The 22,001-nt window shown below is 66.9% G+C and carries 24 protein-coding genes; 8 read left to right on the top strand and 16 right to left on the bottom strand.

Annotation, left to right across the window (positions count from 1 at the left end; genetic code table 11):
• Positions 1–7: 7 nt before the first annotated feature.
• Positions 8–790, bottom strand: coding sequence for a MerR family transcriptional regulator (locus tag ABT061_RS14705; protein ID WP_350916674.1), 783 nt, complete (start codon positions 788–790; stop codon positions 8–10).
• Between the two features lie 195 nt (positions 791–985).
• On the opposite strand from ABT061_RS14705, the gene ABT061_RS14710 reads away from it, so the two are divergent.
• Entirely contained in the window at positions 986–1,396 is a 411-nt protein-coding gene (locus ABT061_RS14710; RefSeq protein WP_350916676.1) for an SgcJ/EcaC family oxidoreductase, read from the top strand.
• 115 nt (positions 1,397–1,511) lie between these two features.
• Here the strand turns inward: ABT061_RS14710 and ABT061_RS14715 are convergent, their stop codons facing one another.
• Both ABT061_RS14715 and ABT061_RS14720 read right to left on the bottom strand, forming a co-directional pair.
• Positions 1,512–3,815: an ABC transporter permease gene (locus ABT061_RS14715; RefSeq protein ID WP_350916679.1), complete on the bottom strand. Its 2,304-nt coding sequence runs from the start codon at positions 3,813–3,815 to the stop codon at positions 1,512–1,514.
• Positions 3,816–3,924: 109 nt separating this feature from the next.
• Positions 3,925–4,623: an ABC transporter ATP-binding protein gene (locus tag ABT061_RS14720; protein WP_350916682.1), complete on the bottom strand. Its 699-nt coding sequence runs from the start codon at positions 4,621–4,623 to the stop codon at positions 3,925–3,927.
• Positions 4,624–4,769: 146 nt separating this feature from the next.
• On the opposite strand from ABT061_RS14720, the gene ABT061_RS14725 reads away from it, so the two are divergent.
• Entirely contained in the window at positions 4,770–5,696 is a 927-nt protein-coding gene (locus tag ABT061_RS14725; protein WP_350916685.1) for a sensor histidine kinase, read from the top strand.
• Positions 5,693–6,400, top strand: a complete 708-nt coding sequence (locus tag ABT061_RS14730; protein ID WP_350916688.1) for a response regulator — start codon at positions 5,693–5,695, stop codon at positions 6,398–6,400. The genes ABT061_RS14725 and ABT061_RS14730 overlap by 4 nt, the downstream gene beginning before the upstream one ends.
• 342 nt (positions 6,401–6,742) lie before the next feature.
• Here ABT061_RS14730 and ABT061_RS14735 read toward each other — a convergent pair whose 3' ends face one another.
• Positions 6,743–7,132: a winged helix-turn-helix transcriptional regulator gene (locus ABT061_RS14735; protein WP_350916690.1), complete on the bottom strand. Its 390-nt coding sequence runs from the start codon at positions 7,130–7,132 to the stop codon at positions 6,743–6,745.
• Between the two features lie 118 nt (positions 7,133–7,250).
• Between ABT061_RS14735 and ABT061_RS14740 the strand changes: the two genes are divergently transcribed.
• Positions 7,251–7,628, top strand: coding sequence for a VOC family protein (locus tag ABT061_RS14740; protein WP_350916693.1), 378 nt, complete (start codon positions 7,251–7,253; stop codon positions 7,626–7,628).
• Between the two features lie 231 nt (positions 7,629–7,859).
• Here the strand turns inward: ABT061_RS14740 and ABT061_RS14745 are convergent, their stop codons facing one another.
• The 6 genes from ABT061_RS14745 to ABT061_RS14770 form a co-directional block, all read right to left on the bottom strand.
• Positions 7,860–9,035, bottom strand: coding sequence for a macrolide family glycosyltransferase (locus ABT061_RS14745; protein WP_350916695.1), 1,176 nt, complete (start codon positions 9,033–9,035; stop codon positions 7,860–7,862).
• A 270-nt stretch (positions 9,036–9,305) separates the two neighbouring features.
• The gene (locus ABT061_RS14750; RefSeq protein ID WP_350916698.1) at positions 9,306–9,941 is read right to left on the bottom strand and encodes a hypothetical protein; all 636 of its coding nucleotides are present in this window, start codon (positions 9,939–9,941) and stop codon (positions 9,306–9,308) included.
• A gap of 165 nt (positions 9,942–10,106) precedes the next feature.
• Entirely contained in the window at positions 10,107–11,258 is a 1,152-nt protein-coding gene (locus tag ABT061_RS14755; RefSeq protein ID WP_350916701.1) for a hypothetical protein, read from the bottom strand.
• 11 nt (positions 11,259–11,269) lie between these two features.
• Positions 11,270–11,596 carry a hypothetical protein gene (locus ABT061_RS14760; protein WP_350916704.1) on the bottom strand — a complete coding sequence of 109 codons (327 nt, stop codon included), beginning with the start codon at positions 11,594–11,596 and terminating at the stop codon, positions 11,270–11,272.
• 481 nt (positions 11,597–12,077) lie between these two features.
• Positions 12,078–12,212 (bottom strand): hypothetical protein, encoded by a 135-nt coding sequence (locus ABT061_RS14765; RefSeq protein WP_350916706.1) that lies wholly within the window; start codon positions 12,210–12,212, stop codon positions 12,078–12,080.
• A gap of 230 nt (positions 12,213–12,442) precedes the next feature.
• On the bottom strand, positions 12,443–13,492 hold the full coding sequence (locus tag ABT061_RS14770) for an aldo/keto reductase (RefSeq protein ID WP_350916709.1): 1,050 nt from the start codon (positions 13,490–13,492) through the stop codon (positions 12,443–12,445).
• A gap of 95 nt (positions 13,493–13,587) precedes the next feature.
• On the opposite strand from ABT061_RS14770, the gene ABT061_RS14775 reads away from it, so the two are divergent.
• Together ABT061_RS14775 and ABT061_RS14780 are read left to right on the top strand one after the other, a co-directional pair.
• Entirely contained in the window at positions 13,588–14,025 is a 438-nt protein-coding gene (locus ABT061_RS14775; protein ID WP_350916712.1) for a MerR family transcriptional regulator, read from the top strand.
• 122 nt (positions 14,026–14,147) lie between these two features.
• Complete coding sequence (locus ABT061_RS14780; protein ID WP_350916715.1) at positions 14,148–14,522, top strand: ADP-ribosylation/crystallin J1; 375 nt, start codon at positions 14,148–14,150, stop codon at positions 14,520–14,522.
• 398 nt (positions 14,523–14,920) lie between these two features.
• Here ABT061_RS14780 and ABT061_RS14785 read toward each other — a convergent pair whose 3' ends face one another.
• Positions 14,921–15,109 carry a hypothetical protein gene (locus ABT061_RS14785; RefSeq protein WP_350916718.1) on the bottom strand — a complete coding sequence of 63 codons (189 nt, stop codon included), beginning with the start codon at positions 15,107–15,109 and terminating at the stop codon, positions 14,921–14,923.
• Between the two features lie 267 nt (positions 15,110–15,376).
• On the opposite strand from ABT061_RS14785, the gene ABT061_RS14790 reads away from it, so the two are divergent.
• Positions 15,377–16,588: a carboxylesterase family protein gene (locus ABT061_RS14790; protein WP_350916886.1), complete on the top strand. Its 1,212-nt coding sequence runs from the start codon at positions 15,377–15,379 to the stop codon at positions 16,586–16,588.
• Positions 16,589–16,694: 106 nt separating this feature from the next.
• Positions 16,695–16,889: a hypothetical protein gene (locus ABT061_RS14795; protein WP_350916721.1), complete on the top strand. Its 195-nt coding sequence runs from the start codon at positions 16,695–16,697 to the stop codon at positions 16,887–16,889.
• A 424-nt stretch (positions 16,890–17,313) separates the two neighbouring features.
• On the opposite strand, the gene ABT061_RS14800 is transcribed toward ABT061_RS14795, so the two are convergent.
• The 5 genes from ABT061_RS14800 to ABT061_RS14820 form a co-directional block, all read right to left on the bottom strand.
• Entirely contained in the window at positions 17,314–17,757 is a 444-nt protein-coding gene (locus tag ABT061_RS14800; protein ID WP_350916724.1) for a hypothetical protein, read from the bottom strand.
• 973 nt (positions 17,758–18,730) lie between these two features.
• On the bottom strand, positions 18,731–19,612 hold the full coding sequence (locus ABT061_RS14805; RefSeq protein ID WP_350916727.1) for a class I SAM-dependent methyltransferase: 882 nt from the start codon (positions 19,610–19,612) through the stop codon (positions 18,731–18,733).
• On the bottom strand, positions 19,582–20,205 hold the full coding sequence (locus ABT061_RS14810) for a cysteine hydrolase family protein (protein ID WP_350916730.1): 624 nt from the start codon (positions 20,203–20,205) through the stop codon (positions 19,582–19,584). The genes ABT061_RS14805 and ABT061_RS14810 overlap by 31 nt, the downstream gene beginning before the upstream one ends.
• Before the next feature lie 126 nt (positions 20,206–20,331).
• Entirely contained in the window at positions 20,332–21,417 is a 1,086-nt protein-coding gene (locus ABT061_RS14815; RefSeq protein ID WP_350916733.1) for an isocitrate/isopropylmalate family dehydrogenase, read from the bottom strand.
• 49 nt (positions 21,418–21,466) lie between these two features.
• Positions 21,467–21,997 (bottom strand): EF-hand domain-containing protein, encoded by a 531-nt coding sequence (locus tag ABT061_RS14820; protein WP_350916736.1) that lies wholly within the window; start codon positions 21,995–21,997, stop codon positions 21,467–21,469.
• Positions 21,998–22,001: the final 4 nt, after the last annotated feature.

Genomic DNA, 22,001 nt, shown 5'->3' on the forward strand with positions numbered 1-22,001 from the left:
GAGGAAGTCAGCACAGCCGCCCGCTGAGAAGCCGCAGCGTCGTGCGTACGACCTCGGCCTGGGCCGGGGGCAGATCCGCCAGGAAGGCCGCACCGAGTGGATCGGTGGAGGCCCCCGGGAGATCGGAACTGAGGAGGGCCAGCAGGTCGGCCGGGATGTGGTCGGCGAACTCGGCGGCCAGCGAGGGGATCCGCGGATCGTCGGCGGTCGCCTCGGTCAACTCGCCGAGCCTGCGGTAGAGCTCGTAGGAGCGGGCCACGGCGCCGGGGTCGGCGGCCATCGGCCGCATGGCGGCGAACAGCCGCTCCCGATCCTCGGGAGTGGCTGCCGTGTCCATCAGCGCGAGCAGTTCGCGGTCCCAGGCCGCCGGCGTGGGTTCCGGCAGCTCGGCCGCCGAGGTCGACATCGCGCCGAACAACCCGGCCAGCCCAGGGGAGACCACGTCGTCGGGGTCGAGATCGGCGCCGGAGGCCTTTTCCAGCAGCACCGCCAGCCGGGACCGGCGCTCCTGGATCGCCCGCTCCTGGCGGGCGAGGTCGGCGTCCAGTTCGACGAGCACCTCGTGCAGGTCACGGCCCCGGTCGTCGGCCAGGACGTCGCGTACCTCCTCAAGGGCCAGGCCGAGTTCGGTGAGCCGCCGTATCCGTGCCAGCTCGACCGCGTCCCGCAGGCCGTACACGCGGTAGCCGTTGGGCCGCCGCGGCGGTTCTGGCAGCAGTCCCTGGTGGTGGTAGTGGCGTACGGCGCGGGTGGTGATGCCGACCAGCGCCGCGACCTCTCCGATTCGCATACCTGCATTACAGACGTTGACGTCGCGTCAAGGTCAAGCTCCTCCCTGACCGCGACCTACCCGCGCGGGGTGGGCCGGCGGTCCTCCTTGCCCTGCTCTGCCGCAGGCGTCCCGGATGCGGGCCACCGGCGGGTGGGCGGTGACACGCCGAAACGAGTTGACCTCAAGTTATCTTGAGGTAACAGCATGGCTCGTATGAACGCGACAAGGATCAACGAACAGACCCGCGAGACCGAGATCGAGGCGATCAGGCAGGTGGTCGCCACGATCGAGCACTCCCAGAACAACGAACTCCCCGAGGAGTTTCTCGGCCTCTTCCGGCCCGACGCGATCTGGACGACGGGCGCGGGCAGGCGCCTGATCGGCCGCGATGAGATCTCGGTGTTCACCCACCAGGTGCTCCCCGGCGGGATGAAGGACTCGACCGTCACCTTCGAGGTGGTGCACGTGCTGTTCATCCGCCCCGACGTCGCCGCCGTCAAGGTACGCCAGCTGTACCGGACGCCCGACGGTCCCTCCGAGGGCAGCCCGCTGTTCGTCATGTCCAAGGAGGACGGGCAGTGGCGCCTGACCGCCTGCCAGAACACCGGAGTACTCGACTCATAGCCGGATTCGAGGTCGCCGGGCCGACGTCGGGGGCACGGGGTCTGGCCGACCGCGGCGACGAATCCGTCCTGCTTCCAGTCCGGCCCCACTACCTTTTGCCGGATTGAGCGGCCGCTCATTCGGTGTGCAGGGCATGGGCGATGGTCAGCCTGGCCGCCGAGCGGGCCGGGAGAAACGCGCCGAGCATCGCGATCGCCACCCCCGCCAGCACGAGCACGGCCAGCCCAGCGACCCGCCAGACGTCGAGCATCACGGCGGGAAGCGTGAGGCCTACGGCGTCGAGCATAGCCGTGACGATCACCCGGTGCGCGACGACCCCGATCGGGATGCCGAGCAGGCCGCCGAGTGCGCCCAGGGCCGCCATGGACGTCACCATCATCACGGTCACCTGGCGAGGAGTCATTCCGATCGACTTGAGCATGGCCAGATCGCGGCGGCGTTCACGGGTATTGAGCACCACGGTGTTGAAGACGCCCAGCGTCGCGACCGTGCTCAGGAGCAGCGTGAAGATCGACGTTGCGCTGATGACGGCGACACTGGTGTCGTCGACCTGCGGCTGCGTGACCGGATACAGGCCCGGGTCGGCCGCCTTGACCGCGGCGTTGAACTTCTCGATATCGATGCCTGAGGCGAGTTGGACCTCATATTGGGTGGGCTTCTTGTCCGGCGCGAGCGCGGTCAGCGTCGGCCAGCTCACCATGATCAGGTTGTTCGCGGAGTGCATGGCCTCGCCCACGATGGTGGTCAAGGTATGCACGCCGCCGAGCGTGAGGGTGAGGCGGTCGCCGACCCTGAGCCCGTATCTTTTCAGGAATGCCGAAGGGGCGACGACCTCGCCGGGCCCGGACAGGTAACGCCCGGCCACGACCGTGTCGCCCCGAGTCGAGGCGTCGCCGCGCAGGAACTGGGCCATGATCCGGTCAGATCGCCCGGCCAGGTGAATGTCTATCCAGGCGTCCGCGGTCACGTACTTCACACCGGGCAGTGAACGCAGCAGTGCCTCGATACCGGCGTCGTCCAGCTTGGGCCTGGTCTGGTCCGGCCGGCCGACGTGAACCACCGTGTGGACGTGCCCGACCCGCTGCGCCGCGTCTCCGTAGGCGATCATCGTACGGAACAGGCCGGAGGCGAGCGTCACCGTGGTCACACCGAGGATGACGGCGGCCAGCGTCAACGCCGAGCGGCCAGGACGGGCGAACGGCAGGCCCAGTCCCAGGCTGATGGAGCGCGGCAGCCGTGCGCCTGACAACAGGTGCTGCATACGCTGTCCGCGTCCTGGGCGGGGCGCGCTGCCCGCGCTGATCGTCTGAGCGGCGGACAGCCGGTGGGCGCGCGAGGCGGGGATGAGCGCGGCCAGCACGACCACGGCCGGCACGCCGAGCAGCGTCACCACGTACACCCAGATGCTGACACCGACGCCGATGGCCGATCCGATGCCCTGGAAGACCAGTTGCAGCAGGGGCTGTGCGGCCAGGCCGCCGACTGCGGTGCCGACCAGGCAGCCGACGAATCCCGGCAGCAGGACCATGGCGAGATACACCGCGACGACCTGGTTGGGGGTGAATCCCAGGGATTTGAGCACGCCGATATGCCGCTGGCCTGCCACGACCGCGCCGCTGATGACGTTCCCGACGATGAGGACCGCCACCAGCAGGCCCAGGATGCCGAACCCCGTCAGGAAGGGCAGGTAGGCGGAGGCCGTCCGGGCGACATCCTGCTTGACCGTCAGGTACGACTGCCAGTCGAGCAACAAGGAGGCGGCCGGGTCCGGTGTCAGCCCTGTCAAGGCCGCGCGGAGTTCGCCCTCCGTGCCCGCTTCGGTGAAGCGGTAGAGCATCTGGGTGATCTTCGGGTTCAGGGTCTGGATCTGGCTGGGAGTGACCCAGGCTTCGGCTGTCCTGCTGACGCTGGAGGCCAGGCCGACGACGGTGAGCTTCGGGCCCCCTTGGGGCTGGACCGTGGTGCCCAGCAGATCGCGAAAGAAAGGCTCGACTGGGCGGTTTATCACGATCTGCCCCGGCGCGGTGGCCCAGCGGCCCGCCCAGAGGTCGACGCGGTCCACCGGTCCACCGGGATCGGCGCGGCCGACGACCGTGAGTGGGCCGGGCGGCGGGCCATAGCCGGTGTCGGTAACGATGATGACGGCCTGGCCGAACGGCCCGGCCACGGATTCGACCATCGGGTTCTCGGCGGTCTGGGCGAGTTGGTCGTCGGAGACCGCGGTCCGGTCGAACGCGGCTACGACGTGCGCGCCGTGCTGGTTGGCGAAGGTCCGGTCGAAGGGGGCGGACGCGGCTTCGAGCAGACCGAGCGCCACCACGATCGCCACCGTCGAGCACAGGACGACCACGGACAGGACCACGCTCTGGAACCGGCGCCGCCGCACCGCCGCCACCGCGACACGCCACACCGCGCTCATGCCGGCCGTCCCGGCCACGCGCCGCTGCCGTCCGTTCCGGTGCGGTCCACTCCGATGTCGTTCTCTCCGATGCCGTGCCTCCCGCGGGCCATCGCGGCGGTCCGCCCGCTCATGCTGTCCGCTCCATGCTGCGCTCGCCGGTCACCTGTCCGTCGGCGAGCTCGACCACCCGGCTCGCGCACCGCTGGGCCAGCCGTTCGTCATGGGTCACGAGCAGCAGCGTCTGACCGATCTGCTGGAGGTCGAGCAGCAGGTCCATCACCTGCTCGCCGCTATGGCTGTCCAGCGCGCCCGTCGGCTCGTCGGCCAGTAGCACGGCCGGCCGGTTCATCAGCGCCCTGGCGACGGCGACTCGCTGACGTTCCCCGCCACTCAGCACGGCGGGGTAGATGTTCGCGCGGTCGGCGATGCCGAGTTCGTCCAGCAATTCGAGCGCCCGTCTGCGGGCGTGCGCGGCAGGCGTCCCGGTGAGCTGGGCGGCCAGCGCGACGTTGTCGATCGCGGACAGATCGTCGAGCAGATTGAAGAACTGGAAGATCATGCCGATTCTGCGACGTCTGAACAGCGCCAGCCCCGTCTCATTCAGCCGGGACAGGTCCTCGTCGTGGACCGTGATCGTTCCGGACGTGGGGCGATCCAACCCAGCGATCATGTTGAGCAGCGTCGACTTGCCGCAGCCCGACGGCCCCATCACCGCGACCGCCTCACCGGCCCGGATCTCCAGCGAGACACCGCCCAGCGCCACCGTCTCGCCATAGTGCTTTCGTATCTTGTCGAGTCGTACGACGACCTGGCCTTCGGTTGTCATGGGGGGAGGCTACAAGCGGCACCCGGCACCTGACATCCATCCCCGGATGCAGTCTCGCCCTGCTGTCATCCTGTGGATGTAGGCGTTTGGTCCGGGGAGTCGATGCGGATCGCCGTACGGTCTGCGATGGTGGAAGAGTGGGCGCTGTGTGGACGTACAGCCTGATCGTCATCGTTGCGGCACTGTTCGCGATCACGGTCCGGCTGGGTTTCCTCCTCCTACGGTCCCATCGGCAGCACCGCGCCGCCATCGAGGAGCGCGGCAGACTCCTGGAACGCGAGGGCCAGAGAGCTGCCAGGGCGGCGGTCCAGGCGGAGCGGGCCAGGATCGCCAGGGAACTGCACGACATAGTCAGCCACAACGTGAGCCTCATGGTGGTGCAGGCCAGCGCCGCACGCGAGGTGCTGGCCACCATGCCGGACGAGACCGAGGCGGCGCTCAGGGCGGTCGAGGGCGCGGGGCGCGCCGCGATGACGGAACTGCGGCACCTGCTGGGCCTGCTCGCGCCATCCCCGAACGGCGACGACCCGCCGTACCGCGGCGGCTTTCCCCTCGCCGTGGATCTCGTACCTTCGCCTAGCATGAGCACCCTGAACACGCTGGTCGATCGTTTCGCCTTCGCGGGGCTGCCCGTCGAGCTGCGGATCCTGGGCGAGCGGCGGCCGCTGCCGCCGGGCATCGACGCGACGGCGTACCGGATCGTGCAGGAGGCGCTGACCAACGCGCTCAAGCACGCGGCGGGGGCGAAGGCCGAGGTGACGATCCGCTACGCCGAGCACCACGTGCGCGTGGAAGTGCTGAACACCGGCCCGAGCGTGCTCGCCGGTGACCCGCTCGGGCAGGCCGACGGACATGGCGCCGTGAGGAGCAAGGGTGCCGTACACAAGGGCGAGCCTGGTGCCGGGGCGGTGACCGGCTCCGCGGCGGGCAGCCGAAGGTACGACGACGGGGCGGGCCGAGGGCTGCTGGGGCTGCGGGAACGAGTCGCACTCTACGGTGGGGACATGGACACTCGACGCCGTCTTGGCGGCGGCTACCGGGTTCGCGCCCGCCTTCCCCTGGACGGGGCATGACCACCCTCGACTCCGACCCCGTGCCCTCACCCCGCGTGCTGATCGCCGACGACCAGGCTCTCATCCGCTCCGGCTTCCGGCTGATCCTCACCACGCGCGGCATCGAGGTGGTGGGGGAGGCGGCCGACGGGGTGGAAGCGGTGGCGGCGGCGCGGGAGCTGCGTCCGGACGTCGTGCTCATGGACATCCGCATGCCGAACATGGACGGGCTGGAGGCCGCCCGGCAGATCCTGGCGCAGGGGCCGCACTGCCGGGTGCTCATGTTGACCACCTTCGACCTCGACCGCTACGTCTACGCCGCGCTCGCCCTCGGCGCCAGCGGCTTTCTCCTGAAGGACATCACGCCCGAGCACCTGGCGGCCGCCGTGCGCCTGGTCAACACCGGTGACGCCCTGCTCGCTCCATCGATCACCCGGCGGCTGGTGGAGCGCTTCGCCGCCCCCGACCGCGCCGGCGAGTCCATGTCGCCGTCCTCGGCTGTCCCCACCGATCTCGCGAGCCTGACACCGCGCGAGATCGAGGTACTGACCCTGCTGGGGCGAGGCCTGTCCAACGCCGAGCTGGCCGAGGCGATGATCCTGAGCGAAGCCACTGTGAAGACCCATGTCGCCCGCATCTTCGCCAAGCTTGGCCTGCGCGACCGCGCCCAGGCCGTCGTCATCGCGTACGAGACCGGGCTCGTCAGCGCGGGTGACCACTCCTGAGCTGTGCCGCTACCGTGAGTCGCGGAGGCGTTGTAACGAGCAGGAGCAGCCGTCGTCGACGGTTTTGGAAAACGCCGTATGGTCGATCGTCGCGAGCCCCGGGAATTTGATGGGTGAACCATGATTCGCCCGGGACCGGACAGCCGATGGGATCAGGAGTTTATCGAAACCGGCGCGACATGGATGGACCGGATCCCGTCTCCTCCGCTCGTTATCGCCTCATAGAGCCGGACCTGGGACTGGTCCAGGCCGAACTCGAAACTCTCCTCCACCGGCCATCTCAGCCCGGCCGGGCCGTCTGTGGATGACCGGCAGCCAGCGGAGCAGGCTGATGTCTGGAGGTCACCGCTGGGCTGTGGCGTCGTAGCGGCGGCGGGCCTGCTCGATGTGGTCCAGATGCCGGCGGGTCCAGCCGCAGATGCCGTTGACGGTGTCCCGCAGTTCCCGGCCCGCGGCGGTCAGGGTGTACTCCACGCGCGGGGGAACCGTCGGGTGGACCATCCGGTCCACGAGCCCGTCGCGTTCCAGTCCGCGCAACGTCTGGGTCAGCATCTTGTGGCTGATGCCCTCGATCTCGGTGCGCAGCTCGGTGAAGCGCAACGTGCGCTCGCCCATCACGTTGACGATCAGCAGGGCCCACTTGTTGGCGATCCCGATGAAGATCTCGCGTGCCAGCGAGTCGGCACGGGTCAGGTCCGCCCGGTGCGGCACGGGGCTGAGCTGCTCGGTCACCGCGAGGTGCCTCCCTTTCCAAAAAGTGCGTTCTTCCACGTCAACGCACACTCTTCTACGGTTACCGGGTAACTACAAGAGAGTGTGGCCGGAAGGTCCGCCGACCGGGAGAGGTCCCATGACGATCCTGAAGACCTATGGCCGCCTGTGGGCCGACGACCTAGACCGCGCTCTGCCCCTGCTGCGGGAGATGGTCGGGGCCGAACCCGACCTGCGGTTCGCCTTCGACGGCGTCGAGCTGGCCGCCATCGGCGATCTCCTCGTCGTGGCCGGACCGCAGCAGGAGCGAGCGAGGTACGCCCATGCCTCGGCGACCGTCATCGTCTCCGACCTCGATGAGCAGGTCCGCGCCCTGGAGGCGCACGGCGCCGAGATCACCACCGCGATGAGCACGAGCGCCACCGGGCGGTTCCTCTACGCCCGCCACGCCGGCGGGCCGGAAGTGGAGTACGTCGAGTGGATACCCGAGCTGGTCGAGCGGATCATCGGGAGCTGAGCCCGGACGTGCCGCGTACGACGCGCTGAGCGGTCCGAGCGGTGAGCACCTACTGGCGCCGGGGCAGGTCCGGTTGACCGGGAAGGACGAGGCGGGCGCCACGTGGTCACGGAAGCGGAGCCGGGCTGTCGCACCTTGAGGAGGTGTTCGGCTGCTACATGTTCCGGGTCACCGCACCGTTGTGGACACCGGCCTCGCGGGGCAGGGGGCCTGCCCCGCGAGGACGAGGGCTCAGCTCAGGAACGACTCCACCGCTTGCGCGGCGCGGTCGACGCCGCCGTCAGCCCGTACGGTCGCACGGATCTCCGCCAGGCGGGCGGCCACCTCCGCCGACCCCGCGACCTCCTCGACCGAGGAGCGCAGGGTCGCCGACGTGACCTCCTCGGTGGGCAGATGCCTTCCGACACCGAGTTGTTCGAGCATGGCCGCGTTGCCGAACTGGTCCACGGCCTGGGGGATCGCCACGGTCGGCACGCCGAACCACAGCGACTCGACGCATCCGCCCATTCCCGCGTGCGTGATGAACGCCGAGGCCTCGGCCAGTACGGTCAGCTGCGGCACGGTGCGGTGCACCTCGAAGCCGTCCGGGAGCGGACCGAGATCCGCAGGGTCGACGTTCGCGCCCACCGCGAGTACCACGTGCCAGTCCGAACCGGCGAAACCTTCGAGACACGCCCGGTAGATGTCGAGCTTGTCGTTGAAGGTGGTGCCGAACGAGACGAGCAGCACCCGCCTGTCATCGCCGGGCGGCGTCCAACCGGTGTCCGCCAGCCGCTGGGGAGAAAGGCACGGCCCCACGAACCGGACGTTCGACGGCACCCGGTCGGCGTTGGGCTGCATCGCGCGCGGGATCAGGGAGAGGGCGTGGTCAGGGCGTGACTGCCAGTCCCAGGCGTCCCGCTCGATGCCGTTGTCGCGGAGCCAGGCGGTGAGCGCCGTGTAGTAGCGCTCGCCCGACTCCGACGTCCGCATCGCGTCGAGGTGTTCGGCCAGATCCTGCTCGTAGCCGTCCCACGCGACGAGCGTGGGGGAAAGCTGCACGGCGGGGATGCCGTACCGCACGGCCAGCACGGGTGCGGGCAGCCCGCCGATGTCATAGAGCAGGAGGTCGGGTCGGTCGTCGTCGTAGCGGTCGATGAGGTGCGGCAGCACCGCGATCGCCTCGTCGAGGAAGACGTGCATGGCCGAAGCGGGGTCGTCCGGCCAGTCGGCCTCGCTGGTCGGGAGCAGCGAGGGGTGGGCGACGATTTCGGCGCCGGTGGGCTCCACCAGCCCGGTCAGGGCCTCACCGACCGCGTAGCTCACCCGGTATCCACGGGATACGAGCTCGGTGATGAGGGCCAGCGAGGGATAGATGTGACTCGGCGCAGTGCAGCCGATCATGGCGATGTGTTCGCGCGTACGCATGATGTCCTGTCGGTTCTCGAACGAGGTGTTCCGACGGCGCGCAGGAGAAGACCCGGAGGACAGGGTCGCTCAAAGGGGGCCGCCCGATGGCGGGCAGGCCCGGCGGTCGCGCCGTGTCAGGCTGAACGCAGGCGAATGAAATAGATCACGCGCGAGAGCCTAACCTATCCGCCCATTTCGGCCCACTGAATTATTGCCGAGGCTTGTGCCTACGACGACGGTGGAGTACGTCGAGTGGGTGCCCGAGCTGGGGTTGCGTCCGTGCCTATGTCACGGCGCTCGGAGGAACGGTCGAGCTCGTCGCGACTCTCGGGGATCGCAGCTGGAAAGTCGCCTGAGCCTGGCCGCCTTCGCGACCGGCTGGCTCGATGTCGAACCGACCCAGCCGACCTCCGTGCTGCGCGGCGGCCAGATCGGCGAGAAGCTCGTGGAGCAGATCGGGGCGAGCCTGCCTCGCATGTACACGCTGCAAGGCAGCCATGGCGGGCAGCACGTACGCAAGCTACTCGACGCCGAACTCGGCATGGTCACCGGGGCGCTGGAGAAGTCCTCCTGCAACGCGGTACCCGCCCGGACGATCCCCGATGGGGCCGGTGGTTCGACGAAGGGGAATTCCATAGCCATGCCGGTGCCTGTCAGCTCGATCTGGGCAATCCGCGACGCGCGGACTTCCACCTGGACAAGGCCCGGGAAGGGGGCGCCCCGACCTGGCGCAGAGACTACGCCACCTACCTGATCAGGCGTGCCCACGTCCAGAACGACCTCGGCAATGCCGACCAGGCCGGCGACCTGCTCCACCAGGGGATCCCACTGATTGAGCAGGTCCCCTCCCAACGCAACCTCGGCAAACTGCTCGCCGTCCGCGATCGCCTGCCCGACGACACCCGCCGCAGCGACCTCGACCAACGGCCGGCCGCTCTGACGGCATGACCGCCCTGTGGCAGCGGGGAGACCCGGGAGGCTCGGCAGGCGACACAACCGTCCGACTCTCGGCCATGAACCGGACGACATTTCTGGACCTACTTGCTTTTTCGGTTCGAGCGATATGTTCTGGCCAAAGGTCGGCGGTGACTATACGTCCCGTACCTGCAGTATGGCCTCGATTTCGTAAGAATTAGTCGTGATCGCAGTGGTGGTGAGGGTTACTTTAAGCGTTGGCTCACTGCCACTGAGGTCCAGAGTCCCGCCGATCACGGTCTTCGCGTCCACGCTTTCCGACGAACGCTGACCGGACAGAACGTATAACGGATCGGCGCTTGTGACCGTTCCGGTGACCGGAAAGATATCACTACGGGAGTCCGGAGGGTCGTAGACGAAAGTGCCGCCCTGGCGGGTGTCTATCACGAATACAGCTCCGGCGAAGCGTGCCTGCTCGCTTTTGATGAACTCTGGGTTTCCGGCCAACTGCCTGAAGGAAATGATGGTCTTAACGGTATAACGCTTACCGTCTACTTTGTGCGCGGCAGAGTTTGAGCCCTTGGTGTCGGTGTACGGCGCCGGTTCGACCGGTGAGGAGATCGGCGCTTCAGGGTCGTCGGAAGCCAGGGAAGCCCTCAGCGTGGCGGTGAAGACTCCTCTCGTGCTCCTGCCGGCCGTCTCCAACCCCTGAAGGCTGAGCACACCTTCAAGCTTCGAGGCTGAAGCACTGAATCTTACCTCGCCCCGATCGGGCACGTAAGGATCCGTGGAAATCCCCGACGTGGCGGTAAAGGAGTTCGGGCTCTGTTCCAGTGTCGGTGGCGGGTCTACCGGCGTGATAAGGGTTTCTCCATTCTTTTCTTGAATGTGAGCCACTGCCTCATCGAGTCCATTTCCGAAACAAGTGCCATTGGTGCCGAACCAGACGGCGCCGGGTGCGGGCGTAGCCCAGGGGTTTCCTACCTTGAGACACCACTCGTAAGGTAGGCGATCGGTTGACCTGCGAATGCGTAACTCGCCTTGTTGTTCAAATGTCGCACCGCCGGCCGCACTTCCGTACAGTACGACGGTGTACGCGCCCACGCGTACGCGTGTGGCGCGTTCGGTCTGCCAGTAGTCGCTGACGATGAATATGATCGTGGCGGAACCGATGAGAAGAATTGCCGTAAGTATGATCCATATCGTTCGCCACTGGCGTGCGGAGATCCCAAATGTAAGAGTGTTGCTGTTTCCCTTTATGACTGGACCGAAGACACTCCCCTTGATGTTGATCGATGAGTCATCGGGTTTCTGGGGATCCTGCATCAGCGCTCTGCTTATTTCTCGACGGTGTTGTTGTCGCCGTAGATGACCGGCCCGTGGACATCCCCGTCGATCCGTATGGAACCGGTCGCTGAATCTGGTTTGGACGTGGCAGGACGTCCGTGTGGTTCAGGGGTGGTCGGCGGGGAGTCGCGGATCGCGAGAAGCCCGAAAACCAGGCCGGATACGCCGAAGGCAAGACCGGCAAAGCCGGAGAGGATGCTGGACCAGTTGTCCGCTTCTTCGAGGGGCCGGCCGGACAGAAACCAAGTCCACACACCGCAGCCGAGGCAGAAAGTGATCAACACCAGTGCTATGGCCGACTTCTTGCGCCGGGTCAACGGATCCCCTCCGTCCAACCGAAGACCGCTCGACACAGCATGTTGCGATCTTGATAGATGATGCCGCCACGAGGTTTTCGAAGGGAATCATAATGTTCCGCGATACTCTCGTCATCAGATCAGAACACAGACCCTGCTGAAATCATCCGAATGCAAATATCGGGGGCACGTTCTCTGGGGGCACTGGCGGTAAATTACGACAAACCTATCGTAGGCGTACTAAAGATTGCTAAAGCACGTGCGCGATGACCTTTGGAGGGAACAGCGCGGAGGGGCGACGGCGGCCCCCCGGAGCCATCCCTCGGTGATGAGGATGCCGGGTCTGACCTGCCCGATCCGTACGCCGGTGCCGGTGATCTCCTTGGCCGGCGACCGGGTGAAGGAGTCCAGGGCGGATACCGCCGTCGCCGTCGCCGAGAATGTTGAAGACCTGGCCGCCGCCGCCTTGGTCGGCCCCGCCGAGCGCGTCCACCGCGGCGCTTCACAGCGCCTTGACCTGCGCGGGATCGGTGACGTCCACGGCGCGCCCGTGAACCGTGGCATCACCGGACGCCTCCGGGCGCAGCCGCTCGACGGCGTCGTCCACCGCCGCCCGGTACAGCCACGTCAACCTCAACGCCCACGACCATGGCGGCTACTTCATCCCATGGGAAATCCCCGACCAGTGGGTTGACGATCTCCGACGAACCTTCCGTGGTCGCCGATGGCGACAGTGTCCTCGCCGTGGACGCTGGGAGGTCGATCCGAGAGTCGATGAGGTCGAAGCTCTCGCATCACAGGCAGCGGTGTGGCACCGGGCGCAGGTCCTCTGTGGCGGTGTCCTCGCACCGGGTGCGAGGAGTCGGTCTAGGCCGCGGAACGGCTCGTGAGCGGGCGGCGGCGTCGGGCGGTGTCGGCCAGCACCGGCGGGCGCCAGGCACCGTCCGGCTGGTAGGCGTTGGTCCCGGGCGGCACGATTTCGTCGATTCGGTCAAGGGTCGCGTCGTCGAGGATGAGTGAGGCGCCCTTCAGCAGCGTCTCCAGCTGGTTCATCGTTCGCGGCCCTACGATCACCGAGGTGACGCCGGGATGTGCCACGGTGAAGGCCACAGCCAGTTCGGGCAGCGAGCAGCCGATGCCGTCCGCGACCTCCACGAGTTGTTCGACGATGTCCAGCTTGGTGGCGTTCACCGGAAGCGAGGGATCGAAGCGTGCCGGTGTCAGTGCCGCACGACCGGTGGTGAGATCGATGGGCCGGCCTTTGCGGTACTTGCCGGTCAGAAAGCCCGAGGCCAGCGGGCTCCAGGTCAGCACCCCCATTCCCAACCGCTGGCAGACCGGCAGTACGGAGGTCTCGATGCCCCTGGCCAGCAGCGAGTACGGCGGCTGCTCGGTCCTGAAGCGCAGCAGGCCGCGGCGCTCGGCGACGTGATGCGCCTCGACGATCTCCTCGGCCGGGAAAGTGGAGCAGCCGAAGGCGCGGATCTTGCCCTGGTGCACGAGGTCGCTCAGCGTGCTGAGCGTCTCCTCGATGTCGGTCGTGTGGTCGGGGCGATGAATCTGGTAGAGGTCGATCCAGTCGGTGCGCAGGCGCCTGAGGCTCTCCTCGACCTCCTTGATGATCCAGCGCCGGGAGTTACCGCTGCGATTCGGGCCCTCGCCCATCTGGAAGTGCACCTTGGTGGCGAGCACGACGTCGGCACGACGGCCGCGCAACGCCTTTCCCACGATCTCCTCCGACTCGCCCGCCGAGTACATGTCCGCGGTGTCGACGAAGTTGATCCCCTGATCGAGGGCTGTGTGGATGATGCGGGCACACTCGTCGTGGTCGGGGTTGCCGACAGCGCCGAACATCATGGTTCCGAGGCAGTGGGCACTCACTTCGATGCCGGTACCACCGAGAACACGGTAGTGCATGGTCAAACTCCCTTAGTGGTCGCGGACCGGGGTGATCATGCGGCGTACTCTAGGTTCTAGAGTCGGCTCTAGGGCAAGCCCCTACTGTGAAGGGCATGCCGAACGTCGAACAGGATCTGAGCATCGGACAGGTCGCCGAACGCACCGGTTTGAGCGTGCATACGCTGCGCTTCTACGAGCGTGAAGGCGTCCTGGCCAATCCCGTAGGCCGTGGACCCGGCAGACGTCGTCTCTACAGCGAGGACGACGTGGAGTGGCTGCGGCTCTGCGTCATCCTCCGCGCCTCCGGCATGCCCCTCCCCGAGATCCGCCGGTACACCGACCTCGTCAGGCAGGGTTCCGGCACCGAGGAAGAACGGCTCGCGCTGCTGCGCCGGCACCGGGAGCACGTGCTCGCCCAGATGGACAAGCTGACCCGGTGCCTGGACCTGATCACGTTCAAGGTCGGGGTGTACGAAGACCACCTCGAACATGGCCCCGCCAAGCAGGGATGCGACGCGTCGTCACTGTCTGAGCAGCAAGAGCAGGATTAGCGTGGTGTGTCACCTCCGCGAATTGAGGGTGGGAGTACGAATCGGGAGCACACCTCGGCTAAAGAAACGGTTCGCTTCCGTTGGGTTCGTCTGACGAGAATGGCTGCCAGAGGGAGGGGATCATGTCGATGCGGCCGGTGGGGTTCACCACGCTCTGGAGGCCGACCGGGCCGGAGGAGTTGGAGTTGGTGCGCCGGTCGGGGTGGCGCAGGTGGCCGCCGCGTCTGCCGGAGCAGCCGATCTTCTATCCGGTGCTCAACGAGGCGTACGCGGTGAAGATCGCCCGAGACTGGAACGTCCCGCACTCCGGGGTCGGTTACGTCACCCGGTTCCAGGTCGACAGTGACTTCGTCGCTCGCTATCCGGTCCGGCAGGCGGGCGGCAGGGACATCCTGGAGTTATGGGTGCCTGCCGAGGAGTTGGCGGAGTTCAACGACCACATCGTGGGTGTGATCGAGGTCGTCCACGAGTTCGGGCGGGCTGCGGCGGGATCGTGACGCTCCTTCCGGTTCTCGCACCTGCTCGGTGGGGGAGTGAGAACGGCATGACGGTGTCGTTTCCGGGCGATCCGGTTGGCGAGCGGGATTCGGTGAGTGTGAGCCGTGCCGGCTGTTGAGCGAGGCGAAGCTGGCCCTGCCGATGGCTCGCGCTGACCCTTCTGAGCTCACGGCGAACGAGCTGGAAACCCGCTGGCGAGGCGATGTTCAACTTCTGGGACTGATCCCGACCTCCAGAAGCGGTGGGGGCATTGGGCAGGGTGAGGAGCTGAGATCGTTCTGGGATGTCACTTTCCGTGAGGACATCGGCCAGGTCCGTACCGGGCGACTCCCGTATGTCGGCTCTTCGAGCTTGAGGGTGAAGAGCCGTGTCGTGACTCGCTTGATGCTTGACACTCCTAGCTGGTCTTTCGCTGTTTAGTATGCGCTCTGGACTTGACCCGGGTGACCTCCTGGGTGGTGGTTCGCGAAACGACGCGGATCGGCTCGCCGTCGGCGTGGATGGCGAGGTGGGTGTCATCGACGGTCACGTCCAGGATCTTTCGGGCGTGCACCTGGCCGACCTGGGTCTTCTGGCCGACGACCATGATGCCGCCGCGGACGGAGACCGTGCGCTGAACGGTAACCGGCCCAGCGGGCGTGGTCGGTGGCGGAAGTTTGGTCCCTGGCCGCAGAGTTCTTACTAACGCCCCCACTACGTGCCGTGGGTGATGTGTGCTCATGTGGCGCCCTTCGCGTATAGGGGACACCCCAGCATGCCAGCATGCTGGGGTGTCGACATGCCGATACACGACGGATGAATAGCGTGCCAGCACGTCGGCATGATCACGAGAGAAGGGGTCCGTGTTTTGGAGATGTTGACGTTTAGAGGCATCCGCTACGCGAGGGCGGAGCGGTTCGGCCAGGCAGAAGGACTGCCGTTCGCCGACCCCGTACCCGGCGAACGAGGCCCGGTCTCACCTCAGTCACCCTCACGACTCGAGCTCGTCATGGGCCCGAACGCGCCGTTGGCACAGGATGAGCACTGCCAGGTGCTCTCGGTCTTCACACCGGCCCGCGAGGGCGATCGTCCGGTCATGGTCTTTATCCACGGTGGGGCGTTCGTCACCGGCGGTGGCGAATTGCCGTGGTATGACGGACACCGCCTGGCGGGCGAGCAAGATGTGGTCGTCGTCACGATCACCTATCGGCTGGGCGCGTTGGGGTACCTGGTGCTCCCCGGGGATCGGGATACCGATCCCAGTCCCGGCATGAGCGACCAGATCGCTGCATTGCGATGGGTGCGCCAGAACATCGGAGCATTCGGCGGCGATCCCAAGAACGTGACGGTCTTCGGCCAGTCCGCCGGCGCGATGTCCATCGCGCGCATGCTGGAATGGGGCCTGGGCGGCGAGCTGTTCGACCGCGCCATCCTTCAAAGCGGCCCGGATGTACATCCGTCTCTCCGCGATCGTCAGAAGGCCGAGGAGCTATCGCGGCAATTCATCGACATCCTGGGGGCGGATCCACGCGCCGCAAGCATCGCGGACCTCGTCGATGCGCAAGGAAGACTTAAGGCAAGTCGTAAGCAGGTCGCAGACTGGCTCCCCGCGTCCCCCCCGGACGGGCAGGTGGCCACCCACGTGGACCTGATTGCCGGCTGGACGAAGGACGACTTCCTTCCGTTCGTGCTTATAGAAGCTGGGCAACAGCCCGGGCCGGATGTCGATCTCAGCAAGTTCGCTCCGCAAACCGGGGACATGAACACCATGATGTTCATCGGCCCCTGCCAGGAGAGGGCGGCTGAAGCCCTGGCGGCCGGGAAGAAGGCCTGGCTCTATCGGCTCGACTGGGTAGCGCAGGAAAGCTGGCTGGGCGCACCCCACTGCATGGATCTTCCGCTCTTGTTGGGAGATCGCGACGCCTGGAGCAAGGCACCCATGCTCGGCACGGAGCCATGGGAAACGATCGACAGCCTGGGTCGCGAAGTACGCGCCCGCTGGGCGTCCTTCGCACGTGGTCTCCCGCCGGATCAGGGCTGGCAGTCGGCTACCCTCCCGGATCAACCGGTAAACATCATTCCATAGCGCCCTAGTAGTAGAAGTCCACTGAAGATCTTGTGTTCTGGCCTCGCGTCAGATCTGGTGGGGCCAGACTCATCGGCATGCAGGGTGCATGGGCCGGAGAACTGGTGTGTGGCAGACCTGCCGGGAGCTGATCCCGGCAGGCAGCGTGTTCGCGTTCATGGCCGAGCATCGCCAGGCGTTGTTTCCCGCCGCGACGTTCACCGACACGTATCCCTCGGCCAACGGGCGACCGAGCATGCCGCCCCAGGCACCGGCCAGGCCCGCCGGCGGCTGCAGGGCGCCGGCCACACCCTCTGTCTGAGCAGCAAGAACAGGATTAGCGCGGTGTGTCACACCAGTCTGTCAGAGAGGGCCCCGGGGAGTGGGGCGCGTGGCTGTCCGGAGCCAAAGACGGCGAATTCGACCACCTCACCTGAGCCCCCAAACACGACCAGCTCGCGCCGGGGTTCGTTGCCTCTCCGGCGTTGGCGTCCTGGCGAGCAGCTACGGCTCTGCCTGCTGCACGGGCTACCTCCGTGAGTTGAGGGTGGGAGTACGAATCAGGAGCACACCTCCGCCTGGGATGTCACTTTCCGTGGGGACATCGGCCAGGTCCGTACCGGGCAACTCCCGTATGTCGGCTCTTCGAGCTTGAAGGTGAAGAACCGGTTCTGCGGAGGTGATCTGCTGGTTTTCGAGGCGTGGACCATGGGAGGCACGTCGGCGCCGACATGCCAACCGATCGATCAGCAGCGACGCGTCCAATGCTTGCCCACAAACACATTGCGGCACTCGCTGGAGGTTGACTCCAGAGAACCGTTCTCGGTCCTGGTGCAGACGCCGTTCACAGTCTCTGTGCACTGATTGGTGGCAACGCACTCGCCGTTGATGGTTGTGGTGCAATATTCCTCTTCGTCCTCCTCCGTCTCGGGCATGTCTGGATCTTCATAACCGATCGCAGCCTTGGCGGCGTCCCCGCCGTTTCTACGGGCACGGTGTGCCTCTGCGTACGGTGTCCGAAAGGAGCCGTCCTCAGCTTTTTTGCCTACTGCTGGAACATGGCCGTCGATCCGGATGTAGTACCAGTCGTAGCCCTTCTCGCCATCATCGCACCTGATGTCAGAGAACCGAATTCGACTACTTTTGAGCACGCAGACCTCAACACGGTCCTCGACGTCGGCGATCCGCACCTCCGAGCCGATGCCACCTTTCGCAGGGGCTCGGTACGAGTCACCAGACGGCTGTTTGAACGAGCCTCGCTTCGCCTTCGAGCCGGTGGCGGGCACCCGAACGTCCAGCGGGAGAAAGTACCAGGTGACATTGGGTTGTGCGTCATCGCAACCCCGATAGTTGACCCGTACTCGTGTCCTCTTTGTGACACAAATCTCAACGAACCCCGCTCCTTCGTCCTCCACATTCTCCGCGCCCTCCGTTGCCTCCCGGACCGGCTGTGGGATGACGGGGGTTTCGCTGGGAGTAGAACTGGATGTCGTGGTGGTACATCCGGCGACCATGAATGCAGAGGTGGCCAGGCATACCAGCCGTAACCCGATCGGTGACAAAGGCCCTCACTATGCGAGAAGAAGTGGTCAGATCGATCAACGACAGGGGCGGTGGCGAAGTTCCAGCCAGCCGCCGGTTCATTCTGAGGGCATGACGAGAAAATCGAAATTACTAAAAACCGCAGCGAGCGAGCTGGATCTCAGGATCCGGACCATGCACGGACCGCGCTCAACTCACCAGCTCAGCGGCCATGAAGGCGAATGGGTGCAGTCGGCTTTTAATCCGCACCTTGCTCGTTGTCATCAGCCGGAAGCGCGCCGCATGCATTCTCCAAGGAACGCCCGGCCGGGATGTGCGCCATTGCGGCCCCAGCCAAGAGTGGTCCTGTCCGAATGCCCACGTGCCGGATGACGGGCCGTCCCAGAAGGCCGCTGCCCACCTTCCCACGCAACCGTGGGCACTGGCCTTCCCCGATCACCGCCCGCATTTCTGACCCCGGGACCGGTGGTGATGACCGGGACTCGCGCCGCCGGTCCCGGCTCCACAGCCGTTCCCAAGCTCGGTACGGAGGCGTTCCTCACCCCGAGTCAAAAGAGAGTCGCCCCTCCGTAGCCCGGACACCAGCGGTGTGACATCAGGCGGTTACCGCCGAGAAGCCGATCAGCGGTACCTGCCGGGCTTGTTGGCGAACACCCAGCGGTTGCTCGCCAGGGCGTCGTTCGGCTCAGGGCGTGGGCCGCGGCCGTGGTGGCGGGTGAAGTCGAAGGGGGTGTGGGTCGCGGTGGACCAACCCAACTCCCGCAGGTGGCCGACGGAGTCGGGGCGCGGCTCCCCGTCGAACAGGGCGAGCAGGTCGATGCCGATCTGCTGCCTGGTCGCGACGTAGACGGGGCCGGCGCGGACCTCAGGAGACTCCACCCCCAGCTTGACCTCGAAGGCCAGGGTGCTTCCCTCGGCGCTCAGGTGGTCCACGGTGTCGATGAGATGCCGCTCGGCGGTCGGCGGGAGATAGAGCAGCAGGCCCTCGGCCAGCCACGCGGTCGGCACGGCCGGGTCGAAGCCCGTGCTCAGCAACGACTGGGTCCAGTCGTCGCGCAGATCGGCGGCGATCGGGTGGCGGGTGGCCGCCGGGATGGCGGCGAGGCCGTCGAGCACGTGGTGTTTGAACGCCAGGACGCCGTCGCGGTCGATCTCGTAGATGACCCGGTCCGGCGGCCAGCCGAGCCGGAAGGCCCGCGTGTCGAGGCCCGCGCCGAGCAGAACGACCTGCCGGGCGCCCGCGTGGACCGAGCGGATGAGGAAGTCGTCGAGGACTCGGGTGCGCAGGCCGAAATAGCGCCCCAGCCTGCCCCACAGGGGGTTGGCGTCCCCGTCCGGCACCTCCGTCGGGCGGACCGGCCAGGCCGCGGACACCTTGGCGGCGCGTACGAAGTGCTCGGCGTAGGCGTCGCCGGCCAGGGCATCGGGCCGGTGGGTCTCGATCGCCCGCGCGGCGGCGACCATGAGGGCGGTCAGGCCGACGCCGCCTTCGACACCTGGCACGGGTCCTCCTCTCCGGCTGAGGGCGTCCACGGGTGGTTATGGCTGGTGAGGTGGGCGCCGTAGAGAACGGCCATGAAGCGCAGGATGTCCGCGTCCGGCAGGTGTCGGCTGGTGGTGCAGTCGGTCAGCACCGTGATGTGGAAGCCCTTCTGGAACGCGGTCCGGGCGGTGGAGTCCACGCAGACGTCGGTGTACAGGCCCGCGAACACGAGCCGCCCGATGCCGCGACGGACGAGGTGCTGCTCGAACCCGGCGCTGAGGAAGGCGTCGAAGCACGCTTGCTTGGTGAAGACGCGCTCCTCCGGCAGGGGTGACACCCGATGGAACTCCGCACCCCACGAGCCTTCCAGGCACTTGAGCGGCTTGTTCTGTACGCGGTCCCGGCGCCGCCAACTCGGACCCTGGTGTTCGGCGTCGCCGACGAACCGGACGAAGACCACCTCCATGCCGCGGGCCCGCGCCCGGTCGACGGCCAGCGCGGTGTTCGTCGCGACGGCCTCCAGGGTCGCGGGGGCGCCGGAGTACCGGGCGCGGGCGGTCGGCCCGACACAGAAGTCGTTCTGCAGGTCCACGACGACCAGTGCGGTGGTCATGTGAGTTCAGGAAGCACCCCGGAGCCGGTCTGCCGGCGTGTGTTCAACGTAGCCATCTGGTTGCACCTCCACATCGTGATGGCTGGGGCTGGTCAATGCGGAGCCGGCGGTGCGCGATGCGGCACTTCAAGCTCCAGCCTTCAGAGCGGGGTCGTTGACGGCCGGCTGTCCGGCGGGCTCCAGCACGTCGAGCAGTGCATCCACCATGGCGGTGGTCGAGTGCCGTCCGCCCAGATCCGGGGTGCCGATGCCCTGGTGGCCGAGTGATTCGAGGCCGTGCTCCACCATCCGCACCGCCCCGGCGCAGCCCGCGTGCCGCTCGGCGATCATCGCCGCGGCGCGTACGGTCGCCACCGGGTTGACCGTGTCCGTTCCCGTCAGGTCGTCGGCGGAGCCGTGCACGGTCTGGTACTCGACCAGCCCGGCCACGTCGGGGTGCAGGTAGACGTTCTCGGTGCAGCGGTTCTCCTGGCGCCCGGCGCCGAAGCGGTCCAGCAGGACCACGTGCATGATGTCGGCCCACTCGTTGCCCGCGATGATCACTGTGCGGGGGCGCGGACCGTGCTCGATCAGGTTGCGGTTCACCGTGTCCGGCTGGAACAGGCGGATCTCGACGCCGTGCCGCGCGGCGCTCTCGGCCACCCACTCGTCGAGGGCTCCGTCGAGCAGATGGAACTTGTACGCCATGACGATCTGGTCGATTCCGCCGTCCGGCCACTGCCGCCGCGCACGCCGGACGGCGAAGGCGATGACCTTCTCGGTGATCTCCCGGCTGAACGCCATGGTGCGGATGAGTGCGCCTGGAGCGTGGCTGTTCTCCCCGGTGTAGAAGCCCTGGGCCTCGTCCCGGACCAGCAGCAGTGACGCCTCCGGGGTGGCGATGGCATCGACCTTCACCGCCTGCAGACGCTGGCGGACCAGGTAGAGCGACTGGGCGTTGATCGCTGTGCGGAAGATGGCCGGGACGCCGAGAGCGGCCCGCGTGCGGCAGAACTCCGCGTAGTGGTCGGCGTCCTCCCCGGTGAGTTCGCGGATCCGCTCGATTTCGGCGCCGGCCTTCAACGAGGAATAGGAGTGGTAAACCCGTTTCGACCGGGTGACATTGATTTTGACCGAATACGCGTCGGCGACTCTGGTCAGCACCCGCTCGAAGACCGTCGCGAGTTCGGGGCCCGTTCCCCGGCCGACGGCAAGTCCGATGACTGGTTCCACCTGTGTTCCTCTGTCGAAGGCCGGATATGTCAGGCTGCCGTGATTTCGATCAGATCGGCCCACCGACCAGGTGATCGCCCGGAATTCCGGTCTTCTCCGGGTGGTAGTAGTCCTTGATGCCGGTGGCCCAGACCGAGACCATGATCTGGTCGGCGTCCGATGGCCCGAACGCGTCGAAGAGGGCGTCGATGTTCGCGCGCTCGAAGCCGATGGCCGTCATGAGCGCCACGAAGACACGCCGCTCGATGAGTCCGTCGCCGTCCGGGTCGCCCAGCGCGGCCAGCGCCTCGGCGAAGCCGGTGATCGCCGCGTCGAAACGCTCCGGGGAGAGGACGCAGGCGGTGTACTCCTCGAAGCTGATGCGGTTGTCGTCGTTGGCGTCCAGTTCGGCGGCGAGAGTCGTCCAATAGCGCCGGAAAGCGGCCAGCATGGCGGCTTTGGTGGCGTCGTCGGAATCGGGGGCCGCCGCGATGACGCGGGTCGCCATGAGTTCGAAGTCCTCGGCTTCGAGGTAGCCGGTGCCGTCCGCGTCGAGCAGGGCGAAAATGAGCTTTACCCGATCGATGGCTGCTTTCTGCATCTCC

This window comes from Streptosporangium sp. NPDC002544 (genome assembly GCF_040295965.1).
In the GTDB taxonomy this organism is placed as follows: domain Bacteria; phylum Actinomycetota; class Actinomycetes; order Streptosporangiales; family Streptosporangiaceae; genus Streptosporangium.